Source organism: Gordonia sp. GONU (genome assembly GCF_024733855.1).
GTDB classification, from domain to species: Bacteria; Actinomycetota; Actinomycetes; order Mycobacteriales; family Mycobacteriaceae; genus Gordonia; species Gordonia amicalis.
Map to the genome: position 1 here is coordinate 399,654 of NZ_JANRHB010000001.1, position 24,147 is coordinate 423,800.

Annotated in this window: 17 protein-coding genes and 1 tRNA gene; 9 read left to right on the forward strand and 9 right to left on the reverse strand. The window is 67.6% G+C overall.

Annotation, left to right across the window (positions count from 1 at the left end; all coding sequences use genetic code 11):
• The first annotated feature begins 24 nt into the window (after positions 1-24).
• Together NWF34_RS01875 and NWF34_RS01880 are read left to right on the forward strand one after the other, a co-directional pair.
• Complete coding sequence (locus NWF34_RS01875; RefSeq protein WP_024498344.1) at positions 25-453, forward strand: globin; 429 nt, start codon at positions 25-27, stop codon at positions 451-453.
• A 101-nt stretch (positions 454-554) separates the two neighbouring features.
• Positions 555-2,519: a glycoside hydrolase family 13 protein gene (locus tag NWF34_RS01880; RefSeq protein ID WP_258324081.1), complete on the forward strand. Its 1,965-nt coding sequence runs from the start codon at positions 555-557 to the stop codon at positions 2,517-2,519.
• A gap of 7 nt (positions 2,520-2,526) precedes the next feature.
• On the opposite strand, the gene NWF34_RS01885 is transcribed toward NWF34_RS01880, so the two are convergent.
• From NWF34_RS01885 to NWF34_RS01910, 6 genes are all read right to left on the reverse strand, one after another.
• Positions 2,527-3,213, reverse strand: coding sequence for a hypothetical protein (locus NWF34_RS01885; protein ID WP_258324082.1), 687 nt, complete (start codon positions 3,211-3,213; stop codon positions 2,527-2,529).
• Positions 3,213-3,692: a thioesterase family protein gene (locus NWF34_RS01890; RefSeq protein WP_258324083.1), complete on the reverse strand. Its 480-nt coding sequence runs from the start codon at positions 3,690-3,692 to the stop codon at positions 3,213-3,215. Before NWF34_RS01890 ends, NWF34_RS01885 begins: the two co-directional genes overlap by 1 nt.
• A gap of 109 nt (positions 3,693-3,801) precedes the next feature.
• A complete protein-coding gene (locus tag NWF34_RS01895) occupies positions 3,802-6,069 on the reverse strand; it encodes a molybdopterin-dependent oxidoreductase (RefSeq protein WP_258324084.1) in 2,268 nt (755 codons plus the stop codon).
• A gap of 97 nt (positions 6,070-6,166) precedes the next feature.
• Complete coding sequence (locus NWF34_RS01900) at positions 6,167-10,942, reverse strand: NAD-glutamate dehydrogenase (protein WP_258324085.1); 4,776 nt, start codon at positions 10,940-10,942, stop codon at positions 6,167-6,169.
• A gap of 39 nt (positions 10,943-10,981) precedes the next feature.
• Positions 10,982-12,655: an energy-dependent translational throttle protein EttA gene (gene ettA / locus NWF34_RS01905; RefSeq protein ID WP_258324086.1), complete on the reverse strand. Its 1,674-nt coding sequence runs from the start codon at positions 12,653-12,655 to the stop codon at positions 10,982-10,984.
• 287 nt (positions 12,656-12,942) lie between these two features.
• A complete protein-coding gene (locus NWF34_RS01910; protein WP_258324087.1) occupies positions 12,943-13,386 on the reverse strand; it encodes a single-stranded DNA-binding protein in 444 nt (147 codons plus the stop codon).
• 158 nt (positions 13,387-13,544) lie between these two features.
• On the opposite strand from NWF34_RS01910, the gene NWF34_RS01915 reads away from it, so the two are divergent.
• Positions 13,545-14,129 carry a chorismate mutase gene (locus NWF34_RS01915; protein WP_258324088.1) on the forward strand — a complete coding sequence of 195 codons (585 nt, stop codon included), beginning with the start codon at positions 13,545-13,547 and terminating at the stop codon, positions 14,127-14,129.
• Positions 14,130-14,142: 13 nt separating this feature from the next.
• Here NWF34_RS01915 and NWF34_RS01920 read toward each other — a convergent pair whose 3' ends face one another.
• A complete protein-coding gene (locus NWF34_RS01920) occupies positions 14,143-16,167 on the reverse strand; it encodes a bifunctional copper resistance protein CopD/cytochrome c oxidase assembly protein (protein ID WP_258324089.1) in 2,025 nt (674 codons plus the stop codon).
• Between the two features lie 130 nt (positions 16,168-16,297).
• Between NWF34_RS01920 and NWF34_RS01925 the strand changes: the two genes are divergently transcribed.
• Positions 16,298-16,371 (forward strand) — tRNA-Arg (locus NWF34_RS01925).
• A 12-nt stretch (positions 16,372-16,383) separates the two neighbouring features.
• Here NWF34_RS01925 and NWF34_RS01930 read toward each other — a convergent pair.
• A complete protein-coding gene (locus tag NWF34_RS01930) occupies positions 16,384-16,893 on the reverse strand; it encodes a GNAT family N-acetyltransferase (protein WP_258324090.1) in 510 nt (169 codons plus the stop codon).
• Between the two features lie 160 nt (positions 16,894-17,053).
• On the opposite strand from NWF34_RS01930, the gene NWF34_RS01935 reads away from it, so the two are divergent.
• Together NWF34_RS01935 and NWF34_RS01940 are read left to right on the forward strand one after the other, a co-directional pair.
• Positions 17,054-17,416 carry a hypothetical protein gene (locus NWF34_RS01935; protein ID WP_258324091.1) on the forward strand — a complete coding sequence of 121 codons (363 nt, stop codon included), beginning with the start codon at positions 17,054-17,056 and terminating at the stop codon, positions 17,414-17,416.
• Positions 17,416-19,113 (forward strand): hypothetical protein, encoded by a 1,698-nt coding sequence (locus NWF34_RS01940; RefSeq protein WP_258324092.1) that lies wholly within the window; start codon positions 17,416-17,418, stop codon positions 19,111-19,113. Before NWF34_RS01935 ends, NWF34_RS01940 begins: the two co-directional genes overlap by 1 nt.
• Positions 19,114-19,141: 28 nt before the next feature.
• On the opposite strand, the gene NWF34_RS01945 is transcribed toward NWF34_RS01940, so the two are convergent.
• Positions 19,142-20,440 carry a uracil-xanthine permease family protein gene (locus NWF34_RS01945; protein WP_258324093.1) on the reverse strand — a complete coding sequence of 433 codons (1,299 nt, stop codon included), beginning with the start codon at positions 20,438-20,440 and terminating at the stop codon, positions 19,142-19,144.
• A 128-nt stretch (positions 20,441-20,568) separates the two neighbouring features.
• Here NWF34_RS01945 and NWF34_RS01950 point away from each other — a divergent pair, with 128 nt between their 5' ends.
• The 3 genes from NWF34_RS01950 to cmrA all read left to right on the forward strand — a co-directional run bounded on the left by NWF34_RS01950 (position 20,569) and on the right by cmrA (position 24,139).
• Complete coding sequence (locus NWF34_RS01950; RefSeq protein WP_258324094.1) at positions 20,569-21,117, forward strand: PadR family transcriptional regulator; 549 nt, start codon at positions 20,569-20,571, stop codon at positions 21,115-21,117.
• A gap of 80 nt (positions 21,118-21,197) precedes the next feature.
• Positions 21,198-23,261, forward strand: a complete 2,064-nt coding sequence (locus NWF34_RS01955) for an NADPH-dependent 2,4-dienoyl-CoA reductase (RefSeq protein WP_258324095.1) — start codon at positions 21,198-21,200, stop codon at positions 23,259-23,261.
• Between the two features lie 71 nt (positions 23,262-23,332).
• Positions 23,333-24,139, forward strand: a complete 807-nt coding sequence (gene cmrA / locus NWF34_RS01960) for a mycolate reductase (protein WP_182156441.1) — start codon at positions 23,333-23,335, stop codon at positions 24,137-24,139.
• Positions 24,140-24,147: the final 8 nt, after the last annotated feature.

Consider the following 24,147-nt stretch of genomic DNA (forward strand, 5'->3'; position numbering starts at 1 on the left):
AGGCACTCCGCGGTCGTGGGGACAATGGCGGCTGTGACTGGCGAATCCGGCAACTCCCCCGACCCGTCCCCGCGCAGCTTCTACGAGGAGATCGGCGGCGCGGAGACATTCCGACGGCTCACCGAGGTCTTCTACACCGAGGTGGCGAAGGACGAGGTGTTGCGCCCGCTGTACCCCGAAGAGGACCTCGGACCCGCCGAGCGACGGCTCCGGATGTTCCTCGAGCAGTACTGGGGCGGCCCCCGGACCTACTCCGACGAACGCGGCCATCCGAGGCTGCGCATGCGCCACACCCCCTATCGCGTCGGCCCGATCGAGCGCGACGCCTGGCTGCGGTGCATGCACACCGCGATCGCCGCCATCGACGACGAGACCCTCGACCCGCCGCATCGGCAGGCGCTCGTCGACTACATGGAGATGGCCGCCCAGTCGATGATGAACTCGCCGATCTGAGGTCTCGCAGAAACCTTCTGCCGTTCGCCACCCGAACTCTCGACACGCCGACGACGCGCCGATTGACCTGGATTTCTCGCCGAAAACTCAGGTAAGGCAGAATGACCACGGTGAGCGATGAGACACCAGATGTTGTCCCCGCCGAGCCATCTGACGGGGGTCAGCCCGACGGTGCACACACCGTCGTACCGGAGACCTCGGATACCGAGGGCAACGTGAGTGACTCGTCGGACGACACCCCCGAGATCGCCGGAGACACACCGGATGCCGTGGCCGGTGTCGAGGTGATCGATCCCGCGACGACCGATCCCGAGGCCCTCGACGAGGAGGCCATCGAGGCCGAGGCCGACGCCGAACTCGATCCCGACGCCGAAACCGACGCGGCAGCCGGACCGTTCGAGACCGAGGCCGCGGAATCCGCGGACCCACAAGAGGACTTGGCGCCGGCGATCGTGCCGCAGCTGGACCCGACCGACACCACCTGGTGGAAGTCCGCGGTCTTCTACCAGATCTACCCGCGGTCGTTCTGCGACGCGAACGGCGACGGCGTGGGCGATCTGGCCGGTGTCATCGGCAAACTCGGATATCTCGAGCTGCTGGGCATCGACGCGATCTGGCTGAGTCCCATCATGACCTCGCCGATGGCCGACCACGGGTACGACGTCGCCGATCCGCGCGACATCGACCCGCTCTTCGGCGATCTCGCGACGTTCGACTCGCTCATCGCCGAGGCCCACGAGCGCGACATCCGCGTCACCATGGACCTCGTCCCGAACCACACCAGCGATCAGCACGAGTGGTTCCGCGCAGCACTGGCCGCCGGTCCGGGCAGTCCGGAGCGCGCCCGCTACATCTTCCGGGACGGTCGCGGAGAGAACGGCGACGAGCCACCGAACAACTGGCACAGCATCTTCGGCGGGCCGGCATGGACCCGGATCACCGAGGCCGACGGCAGCCCCGGACAGTGGTACCTCCACATCTTCGCCGCCGAACAGCCCGACCTGAACTGGGAGAATCCCGAGGTCTTCGAGGATCTCGAGAAGACGCTGCGGTTCTGGCTGGACCGCGGCGTCGACGGCTTCCGGATCGACGTGGCGCACGGGATGGCAAAGCCCGCGGATCTGCCCGACATGGATCTCACCACCACCGCTCTGCTCACCAACGACGACGACGATCCGCGGTTCAACAACTATGCGGTACACGACATCCACCGCAAGATCCGCAAGGTGCTCGACGAGTACCCGGGCGCGGCGAACGTCGGCGAGATCTGGGTCAACGACAACGAACGATTCGCGGAGTACCTCCGTCCCGACGAACTGCATCTTGGTTTCAACTTCCGTCTCGCCAAGGCGCCCTTCGAGTCCGGCGCCATCCGCGAGGCCATCGAGAACTCGCTCGACGCCGTCCTCTCGGTGTCCGGCACCCCGACGTGGACGCTGTCCAACCACGACGTCGAACGAGAGGTGACGCGCTACGCCCCCGTCGACCCGGAGACCGGTGAACCCGACCTCGCACGCGGGACGCGTCGTGCGCGGGCGATGCTCGTCGTCGAGATGGCCCTGCCCGGAACGATCTTCCTCTACAACGGCTCCGAACTCGGCCTCCCCAACGTCGACGACCTACCCGAGGAGGTCCTCCAGGATCCGGTGTGGGAGCGGTCGGGTCACACCGAACGCGGCCGCGACGGATGCCGTGTCCCGTTGCCGTGGCAGGGCACCGAGCCACCGTTCGGCTTCAGCTCGTCGGCCGACACCTGGCTGCCGATGCCGGAGTCGTGGCAGTCGCTGACCGCCGAGGCGCAGCTCGAGGACGTCGGCTCGATGCTGTCGCTGTACCGGGCAGCCATCGAATTGCGTTATGACCGAGCGGAATTCGCCGGCGAATCGATCGAATGGTACGAGGCCCCGGAGGGCTGCCTGGCATTCCGGCGGTCCGAGGGATTCCTGATCTGCGCCTTGAACGCGGGCGAGGTGCCGGTGCCGCTGCCGCCGGGTGAACTGCTGCTGATCAGTTCGCCGCTGGTGGACGGCATGCTGGCACCCGACGCCGCCGCCTGGCTGGTCTGAGGACCGGTCAGAGAACCGTGACCGACAGGTCGCGATGACGACGCTGGTACACCGAACCGTACCGGGCGTCTATCCGGATCCACGCCGCCGACAATCGGATCCGGACCGGCTCGGCAGCATCGATGTCCTCGACGGGCGAGGTCTCGGTGACCGCGCGCCCATCGCGGTCACGGATGAACCCCATCCCGGTCAGGGCGAAGAGCGACCGCATGGTGACCGCCGCATGTAACGCGCCGTCCTCGGTCGAGACCTCGAGCACGTCCTGGTCGAGCAATCCCGTGGCGGGTCCATGAGCGCTGCCCTCGTCGCGCGCCACGCGGGCACCGTCACGTGCCAGACCGACGATGCTGCGCGCGGGCACGTCGTCGACGTGCCGGTAGCCGGCGGATGCGGGAAGTGCACCGCGCCAGGCACTGTCGAGGGAGAACCCGGGATCGATCTGCGCGCCCGCGGGTGCGGCGGCGAGCGCCGAGTGCAACGACGCGGCGTCGCAGACGATGTCGGTCGGCGCCACGCGTCCCGAGACCGCGCGGGTCGCGAGTACCTCGAACCCCGTGTGGGTCCAGAGGCCGACCAGGCCGTCGGAGCGCGCCACGACCCGCACCACGGCGGCGTCGTCGAGCCTTCGGGCATGCGCGAGGAACGCCGATGCGTTGGACCGATCCGATTCCGCGATCTGGATGAACCGTTCCATCAGCGCGGCGTCGCTGACGTGTCGTCGGCGCGCCGGAACCGGTTCAGGTAGTCCTTCTGCTCCGGTGTGAGCCGGGCGACGCGCTGCGCGCCGACGTCGAACGCGACGAGTTGGGTACTGGCGACGACTGCCGGTTTCGATGCGGGGTCGGCACCGGCGGGACGGACCTCGTAACCGACGGTGAAGTCGACGGCGCGCAGGCGCTGGACGTACATCGTGACCTCGATCGGCCCCTCGGAGTGCCGCAACTGTGCCTGATACCTCACGTTCAGGTCGGCCACGAGGCAGCCGTCACGCAGCGGCGCGGTCGGGCGGCCGTCGAGGAACAGCCACGGGATGCGCGCCTCCTCGAGCAGCGTGACCATCCGGGCATGGTTGATGTGCTGGTAGACGTCCATGTCCGACCATCGCACCGGGACCTTCACCACGTAGCCGTCGGCCGTCGCGGTTCCCGAGTCCTCGTTGAGCACGTGCGCCATCCCCTGTTCGATCCGAGATCTCCGGTACGACGCCGCCGGGCGCCGCGGATTCAACCCTACGCACGCCGTCCCGCCGCGCTCGCCGATGGGCGGTCGGAACGTCGCCGGCTCAGGCCGGACCGATCTCGACCCGCAGGCCGTTGAGGACGGCGGTTCCCGACAGCGGATCGAGTCGTGTGCCGTCGTTGAGGTTGTTCACGTTGACGCCGGGCTCCACGGCTGCCACATGGAGACGGGACCCGGCATCGTCATGCCCCCAGCCGTGCGGCATCGACGCCACGCCGGGTTTGATGTCGGCGGTGATCTCGACCGGGACGGTCAGCGATCCGCCTGCTCCGCGGACCGTCGCGAGCCCGTCGATGCCCAGCCGTGACGCATCGTCCGGGTGGATCTGCAGCGTGCACCGATTGGTGCCGCCGGTGAGCGCGGGCAGGTTGTGCATCCAGCTGTTGTTGGACCGCAGGTGCCGGCGTCCGACGAGGAGGAGCGACGCAGGGTCGTCGTCCGCCGGATTCTCTGCGTCGACGGCGGCGCGCAGCCGGGCGAGATCTGCGATCAGCGGGTCCGGCGCCAACTCGACCTTCCCCGAGGCGGTGCGGAGCACGGTGAGCAGACGCGGCCGCATGGGTCCGAGGTCGACGCCGTGCGGAGCCGCCAGGACGTCGGCGAACGTGAGGCCCTCCCGGGCGCCGAACCCGTCACCGTAGGCGCCGATGCGCAGCATCATGTCCAGGCGGCGCTGGTGGCCCGGGGCGTCGGGCAGCATCGCCACCAGCGACTCGACGTCGCGACCGGCGACCGGCGAATGCGGATCGGTCACCTCCTTGGCCAGTGTGGCGGCGATGACCTGCTCGTCGACCAGACCCGGATCGGCGTCGACGCCGACTCCGGACAGGCCCAGGATCAGACGACAGACGATCTCGATCTCGTCGGGCCGCCCGTCGGGAAGCGGCAGCACCGGCAGCGAGTAGCGGGCGGTGGCCCGCACGGCCAGGTTGTTGAGGATCGCATCGAAGTGCGGCGTCTGCGAGGGGCGCGGGGGCGGCAGGATGATGTCGGCGTGCCGGGTGGTCTCGTTCAGATACGGGTCGACGCACACGACGACGTCGGCGGTGTCGAGTGCGGTCGCCAGCCGACCCCCGTCGGGCGCGGACAGCACGGGATTGCCCGCCAGGGTCACCAGTGCCCGTAACCGTCCCTCGCCGGGTGTCTCGAACTCCTCGGCCATCGCGACCGCGGGCAACTCCCCCGCCACCTCGGGATGTCCCGACACCCGGCTGCGCCAGCGTCCCGTCCGGAAGCCCCGACCCGGGTGTGCCGGACGGGGTGCCGGCGCGGTCGGCGCCATCGGGAACAGAACACCGCCCGGTCGATCGAGGTTGCCGGTGAGGATGTTCACGACGTCGATGAGCCAGCTTCCGAGAGTGCCGAATTCGACCGCCGTGGTACCCAGGCGCCCGTAGACCGCGGCGGACGACGACGCCGCGATCGCACGGGCGAGCCCGCGGATGTCCTCCGCCGGCACATCGCAGTACGGCGCGACCCGCTCGGGTGTGAGATCACCGATCTCCCTGTGCAGTTCGTCGACACCCTGCACATGGGGCCCGATGCCGCCGAGGTCGTCGGCGACGAGTCCCTCGTCGAACAGGCACGTGACGACACCGGCCAGGAGCGCGGCGTCGGTACCCGGTCGAGGTGCCAGATGGGTGTCGGCGAGCCGGGCCGTGCGGGTCCGCGCCGGGTCGATCACCGTGAGACGACCCCCGCGGTGCCGCAGGGCGTTCAGTTTGCCCGGGAAGTTCGCGGCGGTGGTCATACTGCCGTTGGAGACAACGGGATTCGCGCCGATGATCACCAGATGGTTGGTGCGGTCGAGGTCGGGGACGGCGAAGGTCCCGGCGTGACCGTAGAGGTAGCCCGAGGCGGCCTGTTTGGGCATCTGGTCGAGCGTGCCGGCGCTGAACACGTTGCGGGTGCGCAGCGCCCGGACCAGCAGGGGCGCGTACAGCGTGCCCGCGATGGTGTGGACCGACGGATTGCCGAGGTAGAAGCCGACCGACGATCCCCCGTGATCGGCGATGACCCGCCCGAGGCGCTCGACCGCGAGCTCGAGCGCCTCGTCCCAGCCGACTTCGACGAATCGTCCATCGCGTTTGACGAGCGGGTTCCGGAGGCGGTCGGGGTCGTTGTCGAGCTGCGGGAAGCTCGCCCCCTTCGGACAGATGTAGCCGTGGCTGAACACGTCGTCGGCGTCTCCGCGGGCACCGGTGACGAACTCCTCGCCGCCGTCACCGGGATGGTGGTGGGAGTCGACCACGAGGGTCAACCCGCAGGTCGCCTCGCAGAGCGGACAGATTCGCGGTGCCGTGCGCGTCATGTGCCCAGGCTAGGCCCGGGGATCGGGTCGGCGGGGGCGAAACGGATCAGCGAATCACCGCGGCGAAGCCGCTCACCTGATCACACTGCGAAGCCGCTCACCTGATCACACTGCGGAGCTGCCGCGCGGCGACCGACAGCGTCGCGAGGTCGAGCGTCCCGGTCTCCTCGATCTCCTCCAGGATGCTGCGGACACGGCTCAGCCGGTTCGACTGGGAGGACTCCCATTCCGCGATCTTGTCGGCGCTCGGTTCGTCGGGTTCGCTGACCTCCAGGATCTTGAGCGTGAGGGCCCGCAGCGCGCCGTGCATGTCGTCGCGCAGCGCCAGCCGGGCGAGCGCATGCCAACGGTCGCCGTAGTCGAGTCGGGACACCGCGGTGAGCAGTTCCTCGAGGCCGAAGTGTTCCATCACGGCGAAGTAGAGCTCACCGACCTCCTCGAGGCCGCGGTCGGAGATCTCGGCCGCGTCGATGATGTCGAGCAGGCAGAACCGGTGAAGGCTGACCGCGACGGCCTGCGCGAGGTCGGCGGGGACGCCCTTGTCGACGTATGTGTCCACCCGGTCGGAGATCTCGCGCAACGAGCTCTCCCCCAGCCAGCCGTCGATCAGCGCGGACAGCTGCGTGATCCGGCCGGAATAGCGCTTGATCTCGGCGGCCATGGCGAGCGGCTGCGGGCGGAACGCGAGCAGCCACCGCGACGACCGGAACAGGAGTCGACGGACGTACAGCATCATCTCGTCGACGACCGCCGCCGGCGCCGGCGCGTGCCTGACGCTCTCGAACACCTCGCGCATACCGAAGATCTCGTTGGAGACGACGTACGCCCGGATCCCTTCCTCTGTGGTGCATCCGGTGCCCTCGCCGAGCCGGAACAGGTGGGTCATCCCGGCGTGATCGATGACGTCGTTGACGAGGGTGGTCGTGACGATCTGACGGCGCAATCGATGCGCGTTGATCTGCTCGCCGAACTTCTCGCGCAACGCCTCCGGAAAATAGCGGGCCACGCGTGCGGCGAAGACATCGTTGTCGGGGAGGTCGCTGTCCAGCAGATCCGATTTCGCCTCGAGTTTGACGTGCGCCATCAAGGTCGCGAACTCGGGTGAGGTGAGTCCGCGATGCAACTCCCCGTCGAACCGTTTACGGAGCTCGCGCGCTTGCGGGAGGGCTTCGAGCCGCAGGTCGACGCCGCGTTCACGCGAGAGCTGGTCGAGCATCCGCGCGTGAACCTCCACCCGGGTCAGCTCGAAGGTGCGGCAGAACCCCAACTCCGAGTTCTGTGAGATGTTGTCGGCGAGAACGAGATCGGCGACGTCGTCGGTCATCGACTCGAGCAGCGGGTCCCGGTCGTCGGGATCGAGCACACCGCTCGACACCGCCGAGTCGAGCAGGATCTTGATGTTGACCTCGTGGTCCGAGCAGTCGACGCCTGCCGAGTTGTCGAGCGCGTCGGTGTTGATCCGGCCGCCCGCGAGATCGAACTCGATCCGGCCGCGCTCGGTGACCCCGAGGTTGCCGCCCTCCCCGATCACCTTGGCCCGCACCTGATCACCGTCGACGCGGATCGCGTCGTTCGACTTGTCACCGACGCTCCCATGGGATTCCGTCGACGCCTTGACGTAGGTGCCGATCCCGCCGTTCCACAGCAGGTCGACCGGCGCGAGCAGGATCGCGCGGATCAGTTCGGGCGGTGAGAGCTCGTCGATGCCCTCCTCGATGCCGAGCGCGACCGCCATCTCCGCACTGACGGGTATCGACTTGCGGTCACGGGACCACACCCCGCCGCCCGCACTGATCAGGCCGGTGTCGTAGTCGGCCCACGACGACCGCGGCAGGTCGAACAATCTGCGGCGTTCGGTGAAGGACCGGTCCGCGACCGGGTCCGGGTCGACGAAGATGTGCCGGTGGTCGAAGGCGGCGACGAGGCGGATGTGCTCGCTGAGCAACATCCCGTTGCCGAACACGTCCCCGCTCATGTCGCCGATGCCGACGACGGTGAAGTCCTGCGACTGGGTGTCGACGCCCATCTCGCGGAAATGCCGCTTCACCGACTCCCAGGCACCACGCGCGGTGATGCCCATGGCCTTGTGGTCGTAGCCGGCCGACCCGCCCGAGGCGAACGCGTCACCGAGCCAGAAGCCGTAGGACCGCGACACCTCGTTGGCGATGTCGGAGAACGCCGCGGTGCCCTTGTCGGCCGCGACGACCAGGTAGGTGTCGTCCTCGTCAAGGCGGACCACACCCCGCGCCGGGATGACCTCCCCGGTCGAGCGATCGATGTTGTCGGTGATGTCGAGCAGACCCGCGATGAACTGGCGATAGCAGGCGATCCCTTCCTCGCGCTGCGCATCCCGGTCCACCGCGGCGTCCCCGGTCGGTGCCGGCAGCCGCTTGACGACGAAACCGCCTTTCGCGCCGAGCGGGACGATGACGGCGTTCTTCACAGCCTGCGCCTTGACCAGCCCGAGGATCTCGGTGCGGAAGTCCTCTCGACGGTCCGACCAGCGCAGGCCGCCGCGGGCCACTGCACCGAACCGCAGGTGGACGCCTTCGACGCGGGGCGAGTACACGAAGATCTCGTGCAGCGGACGGGGTTCGGGGGTCTGCGGGATCTCGCGCGGACGCAGCTTGAACGAGATGACCGGGCAGTACTCGTCTGGTCGGCTGTCGCCGGAATCCCGATCACCGCCATCCCGATCACCGACCGTGACGAAGTAGTTCGTCCGTGATGTCGCACTCATGACGGCGGCGAAGGCCGACACGATGCGGTCGGCGTCGAGACTCAGCACCGTGCCGATGTCCGCACGGAGTTGTTCACTCACCCGTTCCCGGTGTTCGTGATCGGCGGCGGACGGATCGAAGGAGGCCACGAACAACTCGACCAGCCCGCGCGTGATCCGCCGGTTGCGGCCCAGCACGTTCGCGACATGGGCTGTGCTGTAAGAGAATCCGCACTGCCTCAGGTACTGGCCGTAGGCGCGCAGCATCGCCGCCGAACGCCAGTCCAGTCCGCACCGGATGATCAGTTCGTTGTAGTCGTCGACTTCCGCGGCGGCGAGCCAGATCTGTCGGAACGCCTCGGTGAAACGCTCCTCGAGGTCGTCGGCGTGATCGAGGTCCACCGACATCCCGGCAGCCAGTTCCACGATGAACTCGTACGCCCAGCAGACGGTGCCGTCGGCCCGGCGGATCTCGTACGGATGCTCTTCGAGAACGTCGAGGCCGAGACTGTGCAGCACCGGTAGGACGTCGGTGAGGGTCGCCGACTCCCCACACAGATAGAGGGTGAACCGCCAGCGGGAATGGCCGTTCGGCCCACGCTCCTCGGTGGCGTCGAGTGTCACCGCCAGTGCTCCCGGCTCGAGTGCGACGACTCGTATCAGGTCCTCGAGGGCATCGTGCGGTTCACGGAGTTCCTTGTAATCGTCGGAGAGCGAGGGCAGTTGTCGCAGAAGGAGTTCGGGGCCGCCGCCGAGGGTTTCCGAGCGATCGCCGAGGTCCGCGGCCAGTTCACGGACACGTTCGTCCCATCCGCGGATCGCCGTCGCGAGCGCCGCCTGCATACGGGCGTGTGCCGGCGATCCGGTGTCGACCGAACCGAGCTCGGACGCGGTGGCCGGCTCGATACACACCAGCACCTGCAGGAGCGCGAGTGGCATCTCACTCACTCGAGCGGTGTATTCCAGTGCGCTGCCGTGCAATTCGTCCATCAGGGCCCGTTCGAGGGCCAGTCGGCTCTGCGTGTTGTACCGGTCTCGCGGCAGGTAGACGAGGGCCACCGCGGTCTTACCGTCGACGCTCGTGCGCACGAACAGCCGCAACGACCGGGTCGCGACCGCGTCGAGCATCTCGGTGACGCGCCTGGTGAGCTCCTCGGTGGTGGAGGCGAACATCTCCACCAGCGGATAGTTCTGCAGCAACTCGATCATGGACTGGCCGGCGAAGGAATCCTCGTCGACCCCGGCACCTGCGAGGACGTCGTGCACCTTGGTGCGCAGCACCGGGACGTCGAGCACGGTCTGGTGCAGGCCGGACGAGGTGAGCGTGCCGAGGAAACGGTGTTCGCCGTCGTGGTTTCCCTGCCGATCGAACGCCGGGACCTGGAGCAGCACAGGAAAATTCGACCGCTGGATACCGGTGGCGACGAAGACACGACTCGCTTGCGGCAGCAACGGTCGCGCGGTGACCGACGGGAAGTCGCGAGTGATCGAGTCGGTACGCCACACGCCGAGTCGTTCATCGGCGTCGCCGAGACCGTCGCTTCCCACCCGCGTGTAACCGAGCGGGTGGAAGTGGTTCCCGGAGAACCACTCGAGGAGCTTCGAGTATTCGAAGCGATCCGAGTCGGAGATGCCGGTCGACCCGCCCAGCGGGGCGACCGACAGATCTGCCGCGCACGACGTCATCCGCGATCTCATCCGGGTGGCGTCGTGATCGACGTCGCCCACCCGGGACACGACCTCGAGGAGATCGGAGCGGAGCGCCTGCGGATCGACACCGGGATGCCCGGCGAGGCCGCCGACGAAGATCCACGACTCCCAACCGGCGCCGGGTACGTCGTCGATCGCCGCGAGCCGGCCGTCAGTGTCGCGCCGGACCGGCATGATCGGATGATCCATCTTGCCGATGGCGAGGTCATGCGCCTCGACGGTCGCGAGCACCGCCTCGACCAGGAGTGGCATGTCGTCGTTGACGACGACGATCTCGACCGCGCCGCTCTTGTCGACGACGACGTCGACGAGCGCCTGACCGGGGTCGCGCTGGGTCGCGACGTCAAGGTGACGCACCACCTGCTCGGCGGCGCTGTCCGTCGCCGAGCCGTCGGCCCGGGACTTGAAGTAGTGGTTCACCGCGTCCGGCACGAGTGACGTCACATCGCCGATGCTAGTCACCCGTACCGGACGGGGATGGGATTAATCGCGGGTGAGTTTGCGGTGCGTCACCCGATGCGGGCGGGCCGCGTCGGCGCCGAGGCGCTCGATCTTGTTGGCCTCATACGCCTCGAAGTTGCCCTCGAACCAGAACCACTGTCCTTCCTCGACGTTGCCCTCCCACGCCAGGATGTGGGTACAGGTGCGGTCGAGGAACCAGCGGTCGTGGCTGATGACCACGGCACAGCCGGGGAAGTTCTCGAGCGCGTTCTCCAGCGATCCCAGGGTTTCGACGTCGAGGTCGTTGGTCGGCTCGTCGAGGAGGATCAGGTTGCCGCCCTCTTTCAGGGTGAGCGCGAGGTTCAGGCGGTTGCGCTCGCCACCGGAGAGGACCTCGGCCTTCTTCTGCTGATCCGGCCCCTTGAAGCCGAAGGCACTGACGTAGGCGCGCGACGGCATCTCGTTCTGGCCGACCTCGATGTAGTCGAGTCCGTCCGAGACGACCTCCCAGACGTTCTTCTTGGGGTCGATGTTGGCGCGCGTCTGGTCGACGTAGCTCAGCTTGACCGTCTCGCCGACCTTCACGGTGCCCGAATCGGGCGCCTCGAGACCGACGATGGTCTTGAACAGCGTCGTCTTACCGACACCGTTGGGGCCGATCACGCCGACGATGCCGTTACGCGGCAGGGTGAAGGACAGGTCCTTGATGAGGACGCGTCCCTCGAAGCCCTTGTCGAGGTGGGAGACCTCGACCACCACGTCGCCGAGGCGCGGCGGCGTCGGGATCTGGATCTCCTCGAAGTCGAGCTTCCGCGTCTTCTCGGCCTCGGCCACCATCTCCTCGTAACGGGACAGGCGAGCCTTGTTCTTGGTCTGACGGGCCTTGGAACCGGAACGGACCCAGGCGAGCTCTTCCTTCAGGCGGCGCTGCAGCTTCTGGTCCTTCTTGCCCTGGACCTCGAGACGCTCGGCCTTCTTCTCCAGGTAGGTGGAGTAGTTGCCCTCGTAGGGGTGCAGCTTGCCGCGGTCGACCTCACAGATCCACTGCGCGACGTGATCGAGGAAGTACCGGTCGTGGGTCACGGCCAGGACGGCGCCCGGGTAGCTCGCGAGGAACTGCTCGAGCCACAGCACCGACTCGGCGTCGAGGTGGTTGGTGGGCTCGTCGAGGAGCAGCAGGTCGGGCTTCTGCAGCAGCAGCTTGCACAACGCGACACGGCGACGCTCACCACCGGAGAGATGCGTGACCGGCGAGTCCGCGGGCGGGCAGCGCAGCGCGTCCATGGCCTGCTCGAGCTGCGAGTCGAGGTCCCAGGCGTCGTTGTTGTCCAGATCTTCCTGGAGCTTGCCCATCTCCTCCATCAGCTCGTCGGAGTAGTCGGTGGCGAGCAGTTCGGCGATCTCGTTGAAGCGGTCGAGCTTGACCTTGATGTCGCCCATACCCTCTTCGACGTTCTCCTTGACCGTCTTCTCCTCGTTGAGAGGGGGCTCCTGGAGCAGGATGCCGACGGTGGCGTCGGGGTCGAGGAAAGCCTCACCGTTGGACGGCTGGTCGAGGCCGGCCATGATCTTCAGGATCGACGACTTACCCGCGCCGTTGGGACCGACGACGCCGATCTTGGCGCCCGGGTAGAAGGACATGGTGACGTCGTCGAGGATGACCTTGTCGCCGTGCGCCTTGCGCACCTTCTTCATCGTGTATATGAACTCTGCCATGTCTTAGCCTCTCTACCAGCGAATATTGGCTCATCTGCCGCGGCCCCTCCCGCAAACCTCCCGCGTCGGGAGTCGTCAGCACACTGGAGGTGGGCCCTCGTGGCACAACAGCAACCCAGTCTAGTCACCGCCTCCGCAGTCCCCGCCGATGGGCGACGGCCGAGCCGAATCGCCCGGAGTGAAGTCGCGCGCGACGTCGATCAGGCCTGACGACCTCGGCCGGAGTCGCGTGGCCGGATCGAGCTCGCGTGCGACCTCGTTTCGCCGTCGGGCGTCGGCACGATTCCTTACGCCGCAGACGGGGTCGTCTCGCTGGTGACCGATTTCTCGTCTGTCAGCGGCACGCCGACGGCGACGCCGCGTTCCGACGACGGCGTCCCCCGGTAGGTGACGATGCACCGGCTCAGGTCGAGGCCTACCGCGACGGCGGTCATCTCGAGGTCGGAGCGGCGTGAACCGTCCGCAGCGGGATACTCGTTGGTCTTGATCTGACCATGCGCCATGACCGGGCGGCCCTTCGCGATGGCGAGGCCGACGCCGGCGAGTAGTCGTCGCCAGCAGCTCACCGTCAGATACAGCGTGGGCCCGTCCATCCACTCACCGGTGCGCTTGTCGATGCGGCGCGAGGTGCAGGCCACGCGGAACGAGATCACGTCCTCGCCGGTGGTGGTCTGGCGTCGGCGGGGCTCGGACACAACGGTTCCGATGACGGTGGTGTACGTCTCAAACATGGTCGTCTCCTACTGGTGTCGGCCACGGGAAGTGTGGCTGCATCAGCATCTCCCCCGGCGTGCTGCGGAGACGGCGACCCGATGTCGTTGTGGAGAACTCTGCGGGTTACCCACAGATCGGCGGGTACATGTGGCGCGTCCGACCATAGAATCGCGGAATGCGGATGCGAGTGTTCCTGGTCGGTCTGATCGCGGCGGCCATGATGCTGGTGGCGCCGCCCTTCTCTACAGCGGCACCGAGCGCACAGCATGCGTTGACGGGCCTGACCGACGCCATCGCCGGGCGCCTCGCGCTGGCCGACACGGTGGCCGCGACGAAGTGGGCATCCGGCGCGGCCATCGACGACCCGGCCCGCGAGCAGGTCGTCCTCGAGACGGTGTCGCAGCTGGCTCTGGACCGTGACCTCGATCCCGCCTACGTACGCACGGTGTTCCGTGACCAGATCGAGGCGAGCAAGACCGTGCAGCGAGGGCTGTTCGCCCAGTGGCGGCTGCCCGGACAGACAGCACCCGCTGCGACACCGGATCTCGGCGCGGTCCGGACCGCGATCAACGAGTTGAACGTCGCGATCGTCGACCAACTCGCGACCTCACGCGGCATCGTGACGACCCTTCGATGCCCGCCGGAGCTGGTCGCATCGACCACGCACACGGCCGCCGATCTCGGTTTCGACCCGCTCCATGTCGCCGCCCTGGTCCAGGCCGGGGCGTCCGTCTGCGCGGTCTCGACGGGGTCGAGCTGAGTCCTGTTGCAGGTCAGCCGCGCTTGTTGAGCTCCTTGAGCATGTCGTTGTAGCTCTCGAGTTCGGCGTCGTGATCGCGGACCGCGTTGCGGTCGTAGCGTTTGGCCTGCCGGGTGTCGCTGCGCTGCCACTGCACCAGGAGGGCCAGCATGATGACGACGAGCGGGATCTCGCCTGCGGCCCAAGCGATTCCGCCACCGACGCGCTGGTCGTCGAAGAGGTTGTAGGTCCACGGCAGGTTCAGGCCGCGGTAGTAGCTCTCGGCGATGACGGCGGTGGTCATCATCAGGGCCACACCGAAGAAGGCGTGGAAAGGCAAGGAGCCCAGCACGATCCCCAGCTTGGCCACGGGTCTCACCTGACGCGGCGCGGGGTCGATGCCGATGACGAGCCAGTAGAACAGGTAGCCGCTGAGCAGGAAGTGCAGGTTCATCAGCAGGTGTGCCGCGTGGTACTGGACCACCGACTCGTACAGGCCGCCGAGGTAGAGGATGTAGAAGCTGCCGACGAACATGACGGCCGCGATCAGCGGGTGCGTGAGGATGCGCGACGGCGCCGAGTGGACGCCCGCCTGAATCCACTCGCGCGGCCCGGGTGGGTTGCCGCGGCCGGCGGGTGGCAGCGCGCGGAGTGCCAGGGTCACCGGACCGCCCAGGACCAGCAGCACGGGGATCATCATCGACATCAGCATGTGGGCGATCATGTGAATGCTGAACATCGCCGGGCCGTATCGACCGAGACCCGACGAGGTCGCCAGGAGAAGCAGCAGACATCCGAGGAGCCACGCGACGGTGCGGCCGATCGGCCAGTCGTCGCCGCGGCGCTTCAACCGCACGACGCCGCGGATGTACACGACTGCCAGGACGATGGCGGCGAGACCGAAGATGAGGTCGAAACGCCAGTCGGTGAAGAACCGGGCGAAGGTCGGCGGACTGTCGATGTCGTAGCCGATGGTGTTCTCGACCGCGGAGACGTTCGCGGTGTCCAGGGCCGGCGGCGGGGTCCGGCTCAGGCCGACCGCAAGACCGAAGGTGGCCGCGAAGACGGCCAGCTCCACGAGTCCGAACCGCACGAACAGCGAGGGCCGTTCGTCCGATTCGAGCTGCGCGATGGTCACGCGGCGGTGCCACGCACCGAGAGCGCCGAGGACGACGAGTGCCGCCACCTTGGCGATGACGAGCCGGCCGTAGGTGTCGGAGAACAGCTGATCGAGGGGCACTCGCACCAGTGCGTTGATCACGCCGCTGACCCCGACGACGATGATGCACCAGAACGCGACGCGCGAGAAGCGTCGAACGGCCAGCCCTCGCCACCGGCCGGACGCGAGTGCGTAGACCACGACGGCGGCGAGCCCGCCCAGCCAGACGGTCGCGCCGATCAGGTGCAGGATGAGGCTGTTGGTGGCGATGTCATGGTTGCCGCCCGACGACGAGTGCCCGGCCAGCGCGGACGGCATCAGGCTGAGGATCATGAACACGATGACCGCGACCGTCGGCCCCCACTTGAGGACCATCCGCGCGATGACCGCGCCGACCAGCGCGAACACCGCCGTCCAGAACCAGGTGCGCACCTCGGCGACCTGGCCGTATGCATTGATCAGGTTGGCCGGTTTGATCGCCTCCGACAGCGGCGACCCGCTGACCTCCGACGCCGAGAGCGGCATCAGCAGCAGCGCGCACACCGACCACACCAGTGCCGATGAGGCTGCGATCCGGATGGCACGATAGCCGCCGACGTCGAGCACGTGGTCGGACTGCGGGGGCACGAAGAACGCGGCGAACACCGCACACCCGAGGGCGATCGCAGCCGCGAACTCACCGATCGCCGTGAGCGTCGGGAGACCGTAGGTCGTGAGCGGCCCCGGGTCGGGGACGCCGGTCAACTTGAGCGCGGTGGACGCGGACACGGCGGTGACGGCGACGGCCACGATCGCGGCGAGCCATCCCGACGCCCAGAGGACCGCGGAGACGACGCCGCGTGGTTCGTTCATCGCGTCGCGATTCTGATCCGGCGAGGCGGACGTCGACGTGCGGGTCATTACTCAACTGTAGGTCCGGGCGCGGACCGCACACCGTCCGACCTGGTGACGCCGTGGTGTGCGGCACACCTGCAGCGGGGGTGGCGACATGTCGTAAACTCCATGTGCCCGACGCCACGTGCGCCGGTCAGCCTCCGTAGCTCAGGTGGATAGAGCAAGGGCCTTCTAATCCCTAGGTCGCAGGTTCGAGTCCTGCCGGGGGCACTGTGACTCCGTTCAGATGCCGAACGGTGCCGCGTAGCGAACCGTCCCGGCGGGGATGTCGGTCCCGTCGAGGCTGAGCACCATCAGGGCCTCCTCGGGCACCTCGATGCTCAGCCGGACGCCGTGGTCGACGGCTCGTCGGAAGCCGAACCGCGGGTAGTAGTCGGCGTGGCCGAGCACGACGACGGTGCTCTCCCCCATCTCGCGGGCCGCGTCGAGGGCGGCGGCGATCGCGGCCGAACCGGCGCCCGTCCGCTGCAGTGCGGCGACCACCGCGCAGGGCGCGAGGCAGAGCGCCGGGGCATCACCGATGTGGCAGCGCGTCAGCAGTGCGTAGCCGACCGGTCGATCGTCGTCGTCGACGGAGACCATGGACAGTCCGTCGATCCATGCCGGGTCGGTCCGGAGCGCGTCGACCAGCTCGGCCTCCGCCGGCGTCCCGAAGGCATCGGCGTTGATCTCGTGGACGCGCGTGACGTCGTCAGCCCGCTCGGCTCTCGCACGCCAGGCCTGCTGCGGCATCGGTGTCTCCCTGTCCGGTGTGGCTGAGTGTCCCCAACGTAGCCCGCGGACACTTTCGCGGCGAAACCCTTTTCGGAACCGGCGAGGCGCGCCGCGCGTCCAAGAATCGCACCACCTCTCCGGGTGGTCGCAGTCCTCGAGGATCACGCCACGGAGGATCATGACGCTCCCGCTCACCATTCCCACTCTCCCACTCCGGATTCCATCGTCCGACCGCGGAAACCGGACGCCCGACGACACTTTCGGAGTGTCGCCGGCCGAGATCGAGGGAGTCGTCGCCTCGTGGCGCGCCAACGGCATCGCCGTCCACGCGATCGACACCGCGGCCATCGGCGACGCCCGGGGCTCGTCGAGTCGGGTCGCGCATGCACTTCGCGACACCGCCGAACCCGCGCGACGCGCCGCCGAGTCGATCGGAAACCGTCTGATCGCGATGAGCGAGATCCTCGACGCCTTCGTCTCGACGACGATCACCACCGACACCCGAGCCGCGTCGAAGCTCGACTCCCTGCGGAATCGCTGATGCGCCCGACGATCTCGGCGTTGCGCACGTGGAACCCGCAGTCCTTCTGCGACGCGGGAACGGCGGCCGCAGTCACCGCCGAGTCCCTCGACACCGGACTCGACCGCGCCGTCGCGAGGTTCGATTCCGCCGCGGCTTGGCGTGGCCGAACCCACGACGCCGCACATCGACGGATCTGGCAGGAGCACGATCACGCCGGCGAGGTCCGCAACGTCCTGCAGATGATCGCCGACGAGGCCTCCGACGCCGGGACCGATCTCACCCACGCCCGCGATCACGTCCTGCGACTCGTCGACGCCGCGACCGATGACGGGTTCCTCGTCGCCGACGACGGGACCGTCACCCATCCCGATCCCGTTCGCGACCCGACCGCCGCCGAGCTCACCGACAGCATCGACTCGGGACTCACCACGATCGACACCCTCGACGAACGCTACGGCGCCCGACTCGTCGGGTTCGCCGCCGATCTCGCATCGATGGTCGACGGCCAACCCGAGGTCACTCTGCCCGGCAACCGGACGATGGACGCCGACGCCGCGGTGCGCACCCTCGAGAGCCTGACGCCGTCCCAGATCCGCACCGTTCTCGAACGGATGGCACCCGATGACGTACGCCGCCTGGTGCAGGCGAATCCACATGTGATGGGCAACCTTCCGGGCGTTCCCTTCGACCTCCGCATCCAGGCCAACGAGATCAACATCCGCAACGCCCTCGTCGGCGAGATCCAGGCCGGCCGGGGCGAGGGCCGTCGAGCGCGAACGCTGCGAGACATGTTGACGCAGACAAGCGATCCGACCGCTCCGGTGCCTCACGCCGGTGACGACGGCCTGGTCGAGCGGCAGTTCGTGACCTTCGTGAACACACCGCAGGGTCGCACCGTCGAGATGATCGGATCTCTTCGGCCCGGTATCAGGAACGTCGCCACGTATGTCCCGGGAACGGGCACCACCGTCGACACCGCCGGCGGCGACAACCGTCGTGCCGCAGCCGAACTCACCGCCCAGACCAACGGCCCGGTGTTCCTCTACCTCGACGGTGATCTGCCGAGAGATCTTCGCGCCGCCACGAGTCCGGCCTTCGCCGCCGCCATGGCGCATCGGCTCGCGCTGTTCGGATCCGAACTCGACGCCGAGATCGCCCACCACGCGCCCGGGGCGAGCACCACCTACATAGGCCATTCGTACGGCGGATCGGTGGTCGGCACGGCGGAACAACTCGGACTGACACCGGATCGCGTCATCTATGCGTCGTCGGCCGGCACCGGAGTGCACGATCTGCCCCACCCGGGCGGCGTCGAACGTTATTCACTGACCTTCCCGGGCGATCCGATCCACTATGCGCAATCCCTACCCGGCAATCCACACGGCTCCGACCCCGATTTCGCACCCGGCGTGCGGCGGTTGGACACCGGCTCCGTCGAGATCGACGGCCGCCGGTATGACAGCGGGGTCAAGACCCATGGCGGCTACTGGAACGACCCGGACTCGACAGCCTTCCGGAACATGGTGAAGGTCATCACCGGTCAACCGCCCGAACTCTATGTCCCGCGTAAACCCGATGTGCCCGAGCTCCCGCCACCTCCACCCGGTGCCGCGTTCGCCCCACTGTGGTGGCTGTATCTGCTCAACGACCGCGCCGACGGCGACGTGGACCTGCCGGGCCCCATCCCCGACATACCACTGCGACTCCCGTGGTGACCGGCGACTACCAGACTTCATCGGTCGATCAGCTCTTGTCGGGGACCACCGTCCCCCGCCAGCCACCGATGATCCGCATGGAGTGGTAGATCACCAGCGCGGCCACCGAACCCAGAGAGATCCCCGCGAACACGAGATCGCCGATCTGCCAGGTGTAGTCGGCGATGCCGATGATGAGCGGGATCGCGGCGGTGAACTGGTTGATCGGCTTGGAGAAGTCGACCTTGTTGCTCACCCAGATCTGGACGCCGATGATGCCGACCAGACCGTAGAGCGCGGTGGTGACGCCGCCCAGGACGCCCGGCGGGATGGCGGCGATCACGGCGCCGATCTTCGGCGAGAGGCCGAGCAGGATCGCGGCCGCACCGGCCACCCAGTAGGCCGCCGTCGAATACACCTTGGTCGCCGACATCACGCCGATGTTCTCGGCGTAGGTGGTCGTCGCCGACCCGCCACCGCTGCCCGCGAGCATCGTCGCCAGGCCGTCGGCGGCGAGCGCACGGCCCATCGTGTCGTCGTAGTTCTTGCCGGTCATCATCGCCACCGACTTCACGTGACCGATGTTCTCCACCACGAGCACCAGGACCACGGGCAGGAACAGCGGCAGCACACCGAGATCGAAGGTCGGGGTCTGGAAGTCGGGCAGGCCGATCCACGCGGCGTCGGCGATCCCGGAGGTGTCGATGTAGTCGTTGTCGGAGTCGATCCAGTCGAGCAGGAGTGCCAGCAGATAGCCGACGGCGACGCTGAGGAAGATCGCGAGACGACCGAGCAACCCGCGGAACATCACCGCCGACGCCACGAGCAGGACGAGCACGATGGTCGCGAGGACGGGGTCGGCGACGAAATTGTTCTTCGCGGCCGGAGCGAGATTGAGTCCGATCAATGCCACGATCGCGCCGGTCACCACCGGCGGCATCAGCGTCTCGATCCACTTCACACCGGCGAAGTGGCTGATCAGGCCGATGATGACGAGCAGAGCGCCGACGGCGACGAGGCCACCGAGAGCCGACGACGCACCGTCGGAGGCGACCGCGGCCGTGACCGGGGCGATGATCGCGAAGCTCGAGCCGAGGTAGCTGGGCAGCCGGTTACGGGTGATCAGCAGGAAGAGGATGGTGCCGACACCCGAGAAGAACAGGGTCGTCGACGGCGGGAACCCGGTCAGCACCGGCACCAGGAAGGTCGCGCCGAACATCGCGACCACGTGCTGCAGTCCGATGCTCACGGTCCGCGGCCACGTCAGGCGTTCCTCCGGTGCCACCACGGTGTTCGTCGTGAGCGTCCACGACAGCAAGTTCTGGGATCTCGTCCCCGGTTCGGTCATGCGCAATAGTTTGCGGTACTCACGGCTCGCCCGCTCTCCTCACCCCGGCCACGACTCCCCGCGCATATGCAACAAGACTCATATACACCTTGTTGCATAGTGCACTGTTGCAGTGTTAGCGTGCCCACATGGCGCTCGAACATGCGATCCTCGTGTCGCTGGCGGAGCGGCCCGGCACGGGTTACGAGATCGGTCAGCAATTCGACCGGTCCATCGGCTACTTCTGGTCGGCCACCCACCAGCAGATCTACCGGACGCTCAAGAAGCTCCTCGACGACGGACTGGTCAGCGTCGAGTCGATCAGCCAGGACGGCCGTCCGGACAAGAAGGTCTACACCATCTCCGACGCCGGCCGGGATGCGTTGGCGCAGTGGGCGATGAGTCCCACTCCCCGGCAACCGTTGCGCAGCGACATCGGCGTGAAGCTTCGCGCCGCGGAGTTCGGCGACCTCGCCGCCATCATCGGCGAGTTCAAGGCACACCGCGACGAACACCTCGCACTGCTGAAGCTGTACAAGGGTTTCCAGGCGGACTACTACCCCGAGCCCGATGCCCTGACGGGCCGCAAGCTGCACCGGTACCTCGTCTTGCGCGGCGGCATCCGCCAGGAGGAGAGCTACATCGAGTGGTGTGACGAGGTCATCCCCGCACTCGAACGCGAACTCGCCGGCAGGTGAATCACGTCACCCGACGGCAACTGCACGACAGCAACCCCCACCCGAAGCGATACGACGACACCGAGATGAAAGGTCGCGCCATGTCAGCCCACACGGCACAACCCAATCCGCATTATCCGCATCTGTTCACCCCGCTCCAGATCGGCGGCATGACCATCGAGAACCGTCTCGTGATGGGGTCGATGCACACCGGTCTCGAGGATCGGCTCTGGGACACCGACAAGCTGGCCGCCTACTTCGCCGAGCGCGCCAAAGGTGGTGCGGGACTGATCATCACCGGCGGTTTCGGGACCAGCCGCACCGGTCTACTCGCCTTCGCCGGCGGCAAGATGACCAACGTCGTCGACTGGAAGCGTCATCAGCGCGTCACCAAGGCGGTGCACGACGAGGGCGGCAAGATCGCCATGCAGCTCATCCACGCCGGACGCTACGGGTACACCCCGTTCAAGGTCGCGCCGGGCAAGGAGCCCTCGCCGATCCACCCGTTCAAGCACCTGCGCATGACCGAGCCGATCATTCGGCATGTGATCAAGTCCTTCGGCCAGTCGGCGAAGCTGGCGCGCAAGGCCGGATACGACGCGATCGAGATCATGGGCGGCGAGGGCTACCTGATCAACCAGTTCCTCTGCCCCCACACCAATGACCGCACCGACAAGTGGGGCGGCAACACCGAGAACCGGCAGCGCTTCCTGGTCGAGGTCATCAAGGAGATCCGGCGTCAGGTTCCCCGCGACTTCCCGATCATCCTGCGCCAGTCCGTCGCCGACCTGATCCGCAAGGGACAGACCTGGGACGAGATCGCCCTCATGGCACGCAAGGCCGAGGAGTTCGGTGTCGACGCGATCAACACCGACATCGGCTGGCACGAGGCACAGGTTCCCACCATCGTGACCTCGGTCCCGCGTGGCGCATTCGTGAAGTTCACCGAGCGTCTCCGCGACGAGGTGTCGATCCCGCTGATCGCCGCCAACCGCATCAACACCGCAGAGTTCGCCGAGGAGATCCTCGGCAACGGCCGCGTCGACGCCATCCAGATGGCCCGCCCGTTCCTCGCCGACCCGCATCTGGCGAACAAGGCCCGCGAGGGACGCGCCGACGAGATCAACACCTGCATCGGCTGCAACCAGGCCTGCCTCGACCACGCCTTCGTCGGCAAGAAGGTGTCGTGCCTGGTCAATCCGCGCGCCGGGCGTGAGACCACGCTGATCCTCAGCCCGACCCGCAAGGCCAAGCGGGTGGCCGTCGTCGGCGCCGGACCGGCCGGCCTGTCGGCTGCCGTGGCGAGCGCCGAACGCGGCCACAAGGTGACTCTCTTCGAGGGCGGCAAGTCCATCGGCGGCCAGTTCTCCATCGCCGCCCGCATCCCGGGCAAGGAGGAGTTCAACGAGACGATCCGCTACTTCACCCGCAAACTCGAGGTCCTCGGCGTCGACGTCCGACTCAACACCCGGGTCGACGCGGACACGATCATCGCCGAGAAGTTCGACGACGTCATCGTCGCCACCGGCGTCGTGCCGCGTATCCCGAACTTCCCCGGCGTCGACCACCCCATGGCGATGTCCTACGCCGACGCCGTGCTCGGCCACCGCGAGATCGGCAAGCGCGTCGCCGTCATCGGTGCCGGCGGTATCGGCTTCGACGTCAGCGAATTCCTCACCACCGACGAGTCGCCGACGCTGAATCTGAAGGAATGGGAACAGGAATGGGGCGTCACCGACGATCCGGAGAAGCCCGGTTTCGTCACCAAGCCCCGTCCCCTGCCCGCCGTGCGTCAGGTCTACATGGTGCAGCGCAAGTCCGGTAAGCAGGGCAAGACGCTCGGCAAGACGACCGGCTGGGTGCACCGTGCCACGATGAAGATGAAGGGCGTCGAGCAGATCAGCGGCGCAACCTACGACAAGATCGACGACCAGGGACTACACCTCAGCTTCCGCGACGACGAGGGCAACGTGAAGGAGACCCGGGTCCTCGAGGTCGACAACGTGGTGATCTGCGCCGGCCAGGAATCGGTGCGCGAGCTCATCGATCCCCTGACCCTCGCCGGGGTCACGACCCATGTGATCGGCGGCGCCGACTACGCGGGCGAGCTCGACGCCAAGCGCGCGATCCGGCAGGGCACCGAGGTCGCCGCCGGTATCGACTGACCTCACACGACATCGACGTCGCTGTGCTCCGGCTTTCCGGGCCGGAGCACAGCGACGGCTACGATTGCCCCATGCCGGTACCGCCGCCTTCAGCAAACGCCCGCGCCGTCGTCACCGGAGCCTCGTCGGGCATCGGCCGCGAGCTCGCCCGGGCACTGGCCGCCCGCGGCCATTCGGTCATCCTCGTCGCCCGTCGCGGCGACCTCCTCGAAGAACTCGCCGGCGAACTGCGCACAGCGCATCAGGTGGCCGTCGAGGTCCGCGCCGTCGATCTGTCCGACCCCACCAATGTCGCGGTCCTCGCCGCGGAATTCGCCGGCCGCGAGATCTCGATCCTGTGCAACAACGCTGGCATCGCCACCTTCGGCCCCGTCGCCGACCTCGACGCCGAATACGAACGGGCCCAGGTCCTGCTGAACGTCAACGCCGTGCACGACCTGACCCTCGCGGTGCTCCCCCAGATGGTCAAGCGCGGTTCCGGCGGCATCCTCATGGTGGGCTCGGCAGCCGGCAACATGCCGATCCCCAACAACGCCACCTATGCGGCGACGAAGGCCTTCGTGAACACCTTCAGCGAGTCGCTGCGCGGCGAGGTCTCCTCGCAGGGCGTCCACGTCACGCTTCTCGCGCCCGGACCCGTCCGTACGCACACCCCGTCGCCCGACGAGGCGTCGATCGTGGACAAGGTCGTCCCCGATTTCCTCTGGCACTCGTCGGCCAAGGTCGCGGAGATGAGCCTGGACGCGTTGGCGCACAACAAGATGCGTATCGTGCCGGGAACGCTGTCCAAGGCGATGTCGGTCGCCGGTGGGTACACCCCGCGCGCCGTCGTCGCACCCATCGTCGGCGGTTTCTACCGGAAGTTCAGCGCCGAGTAGCGAGACTC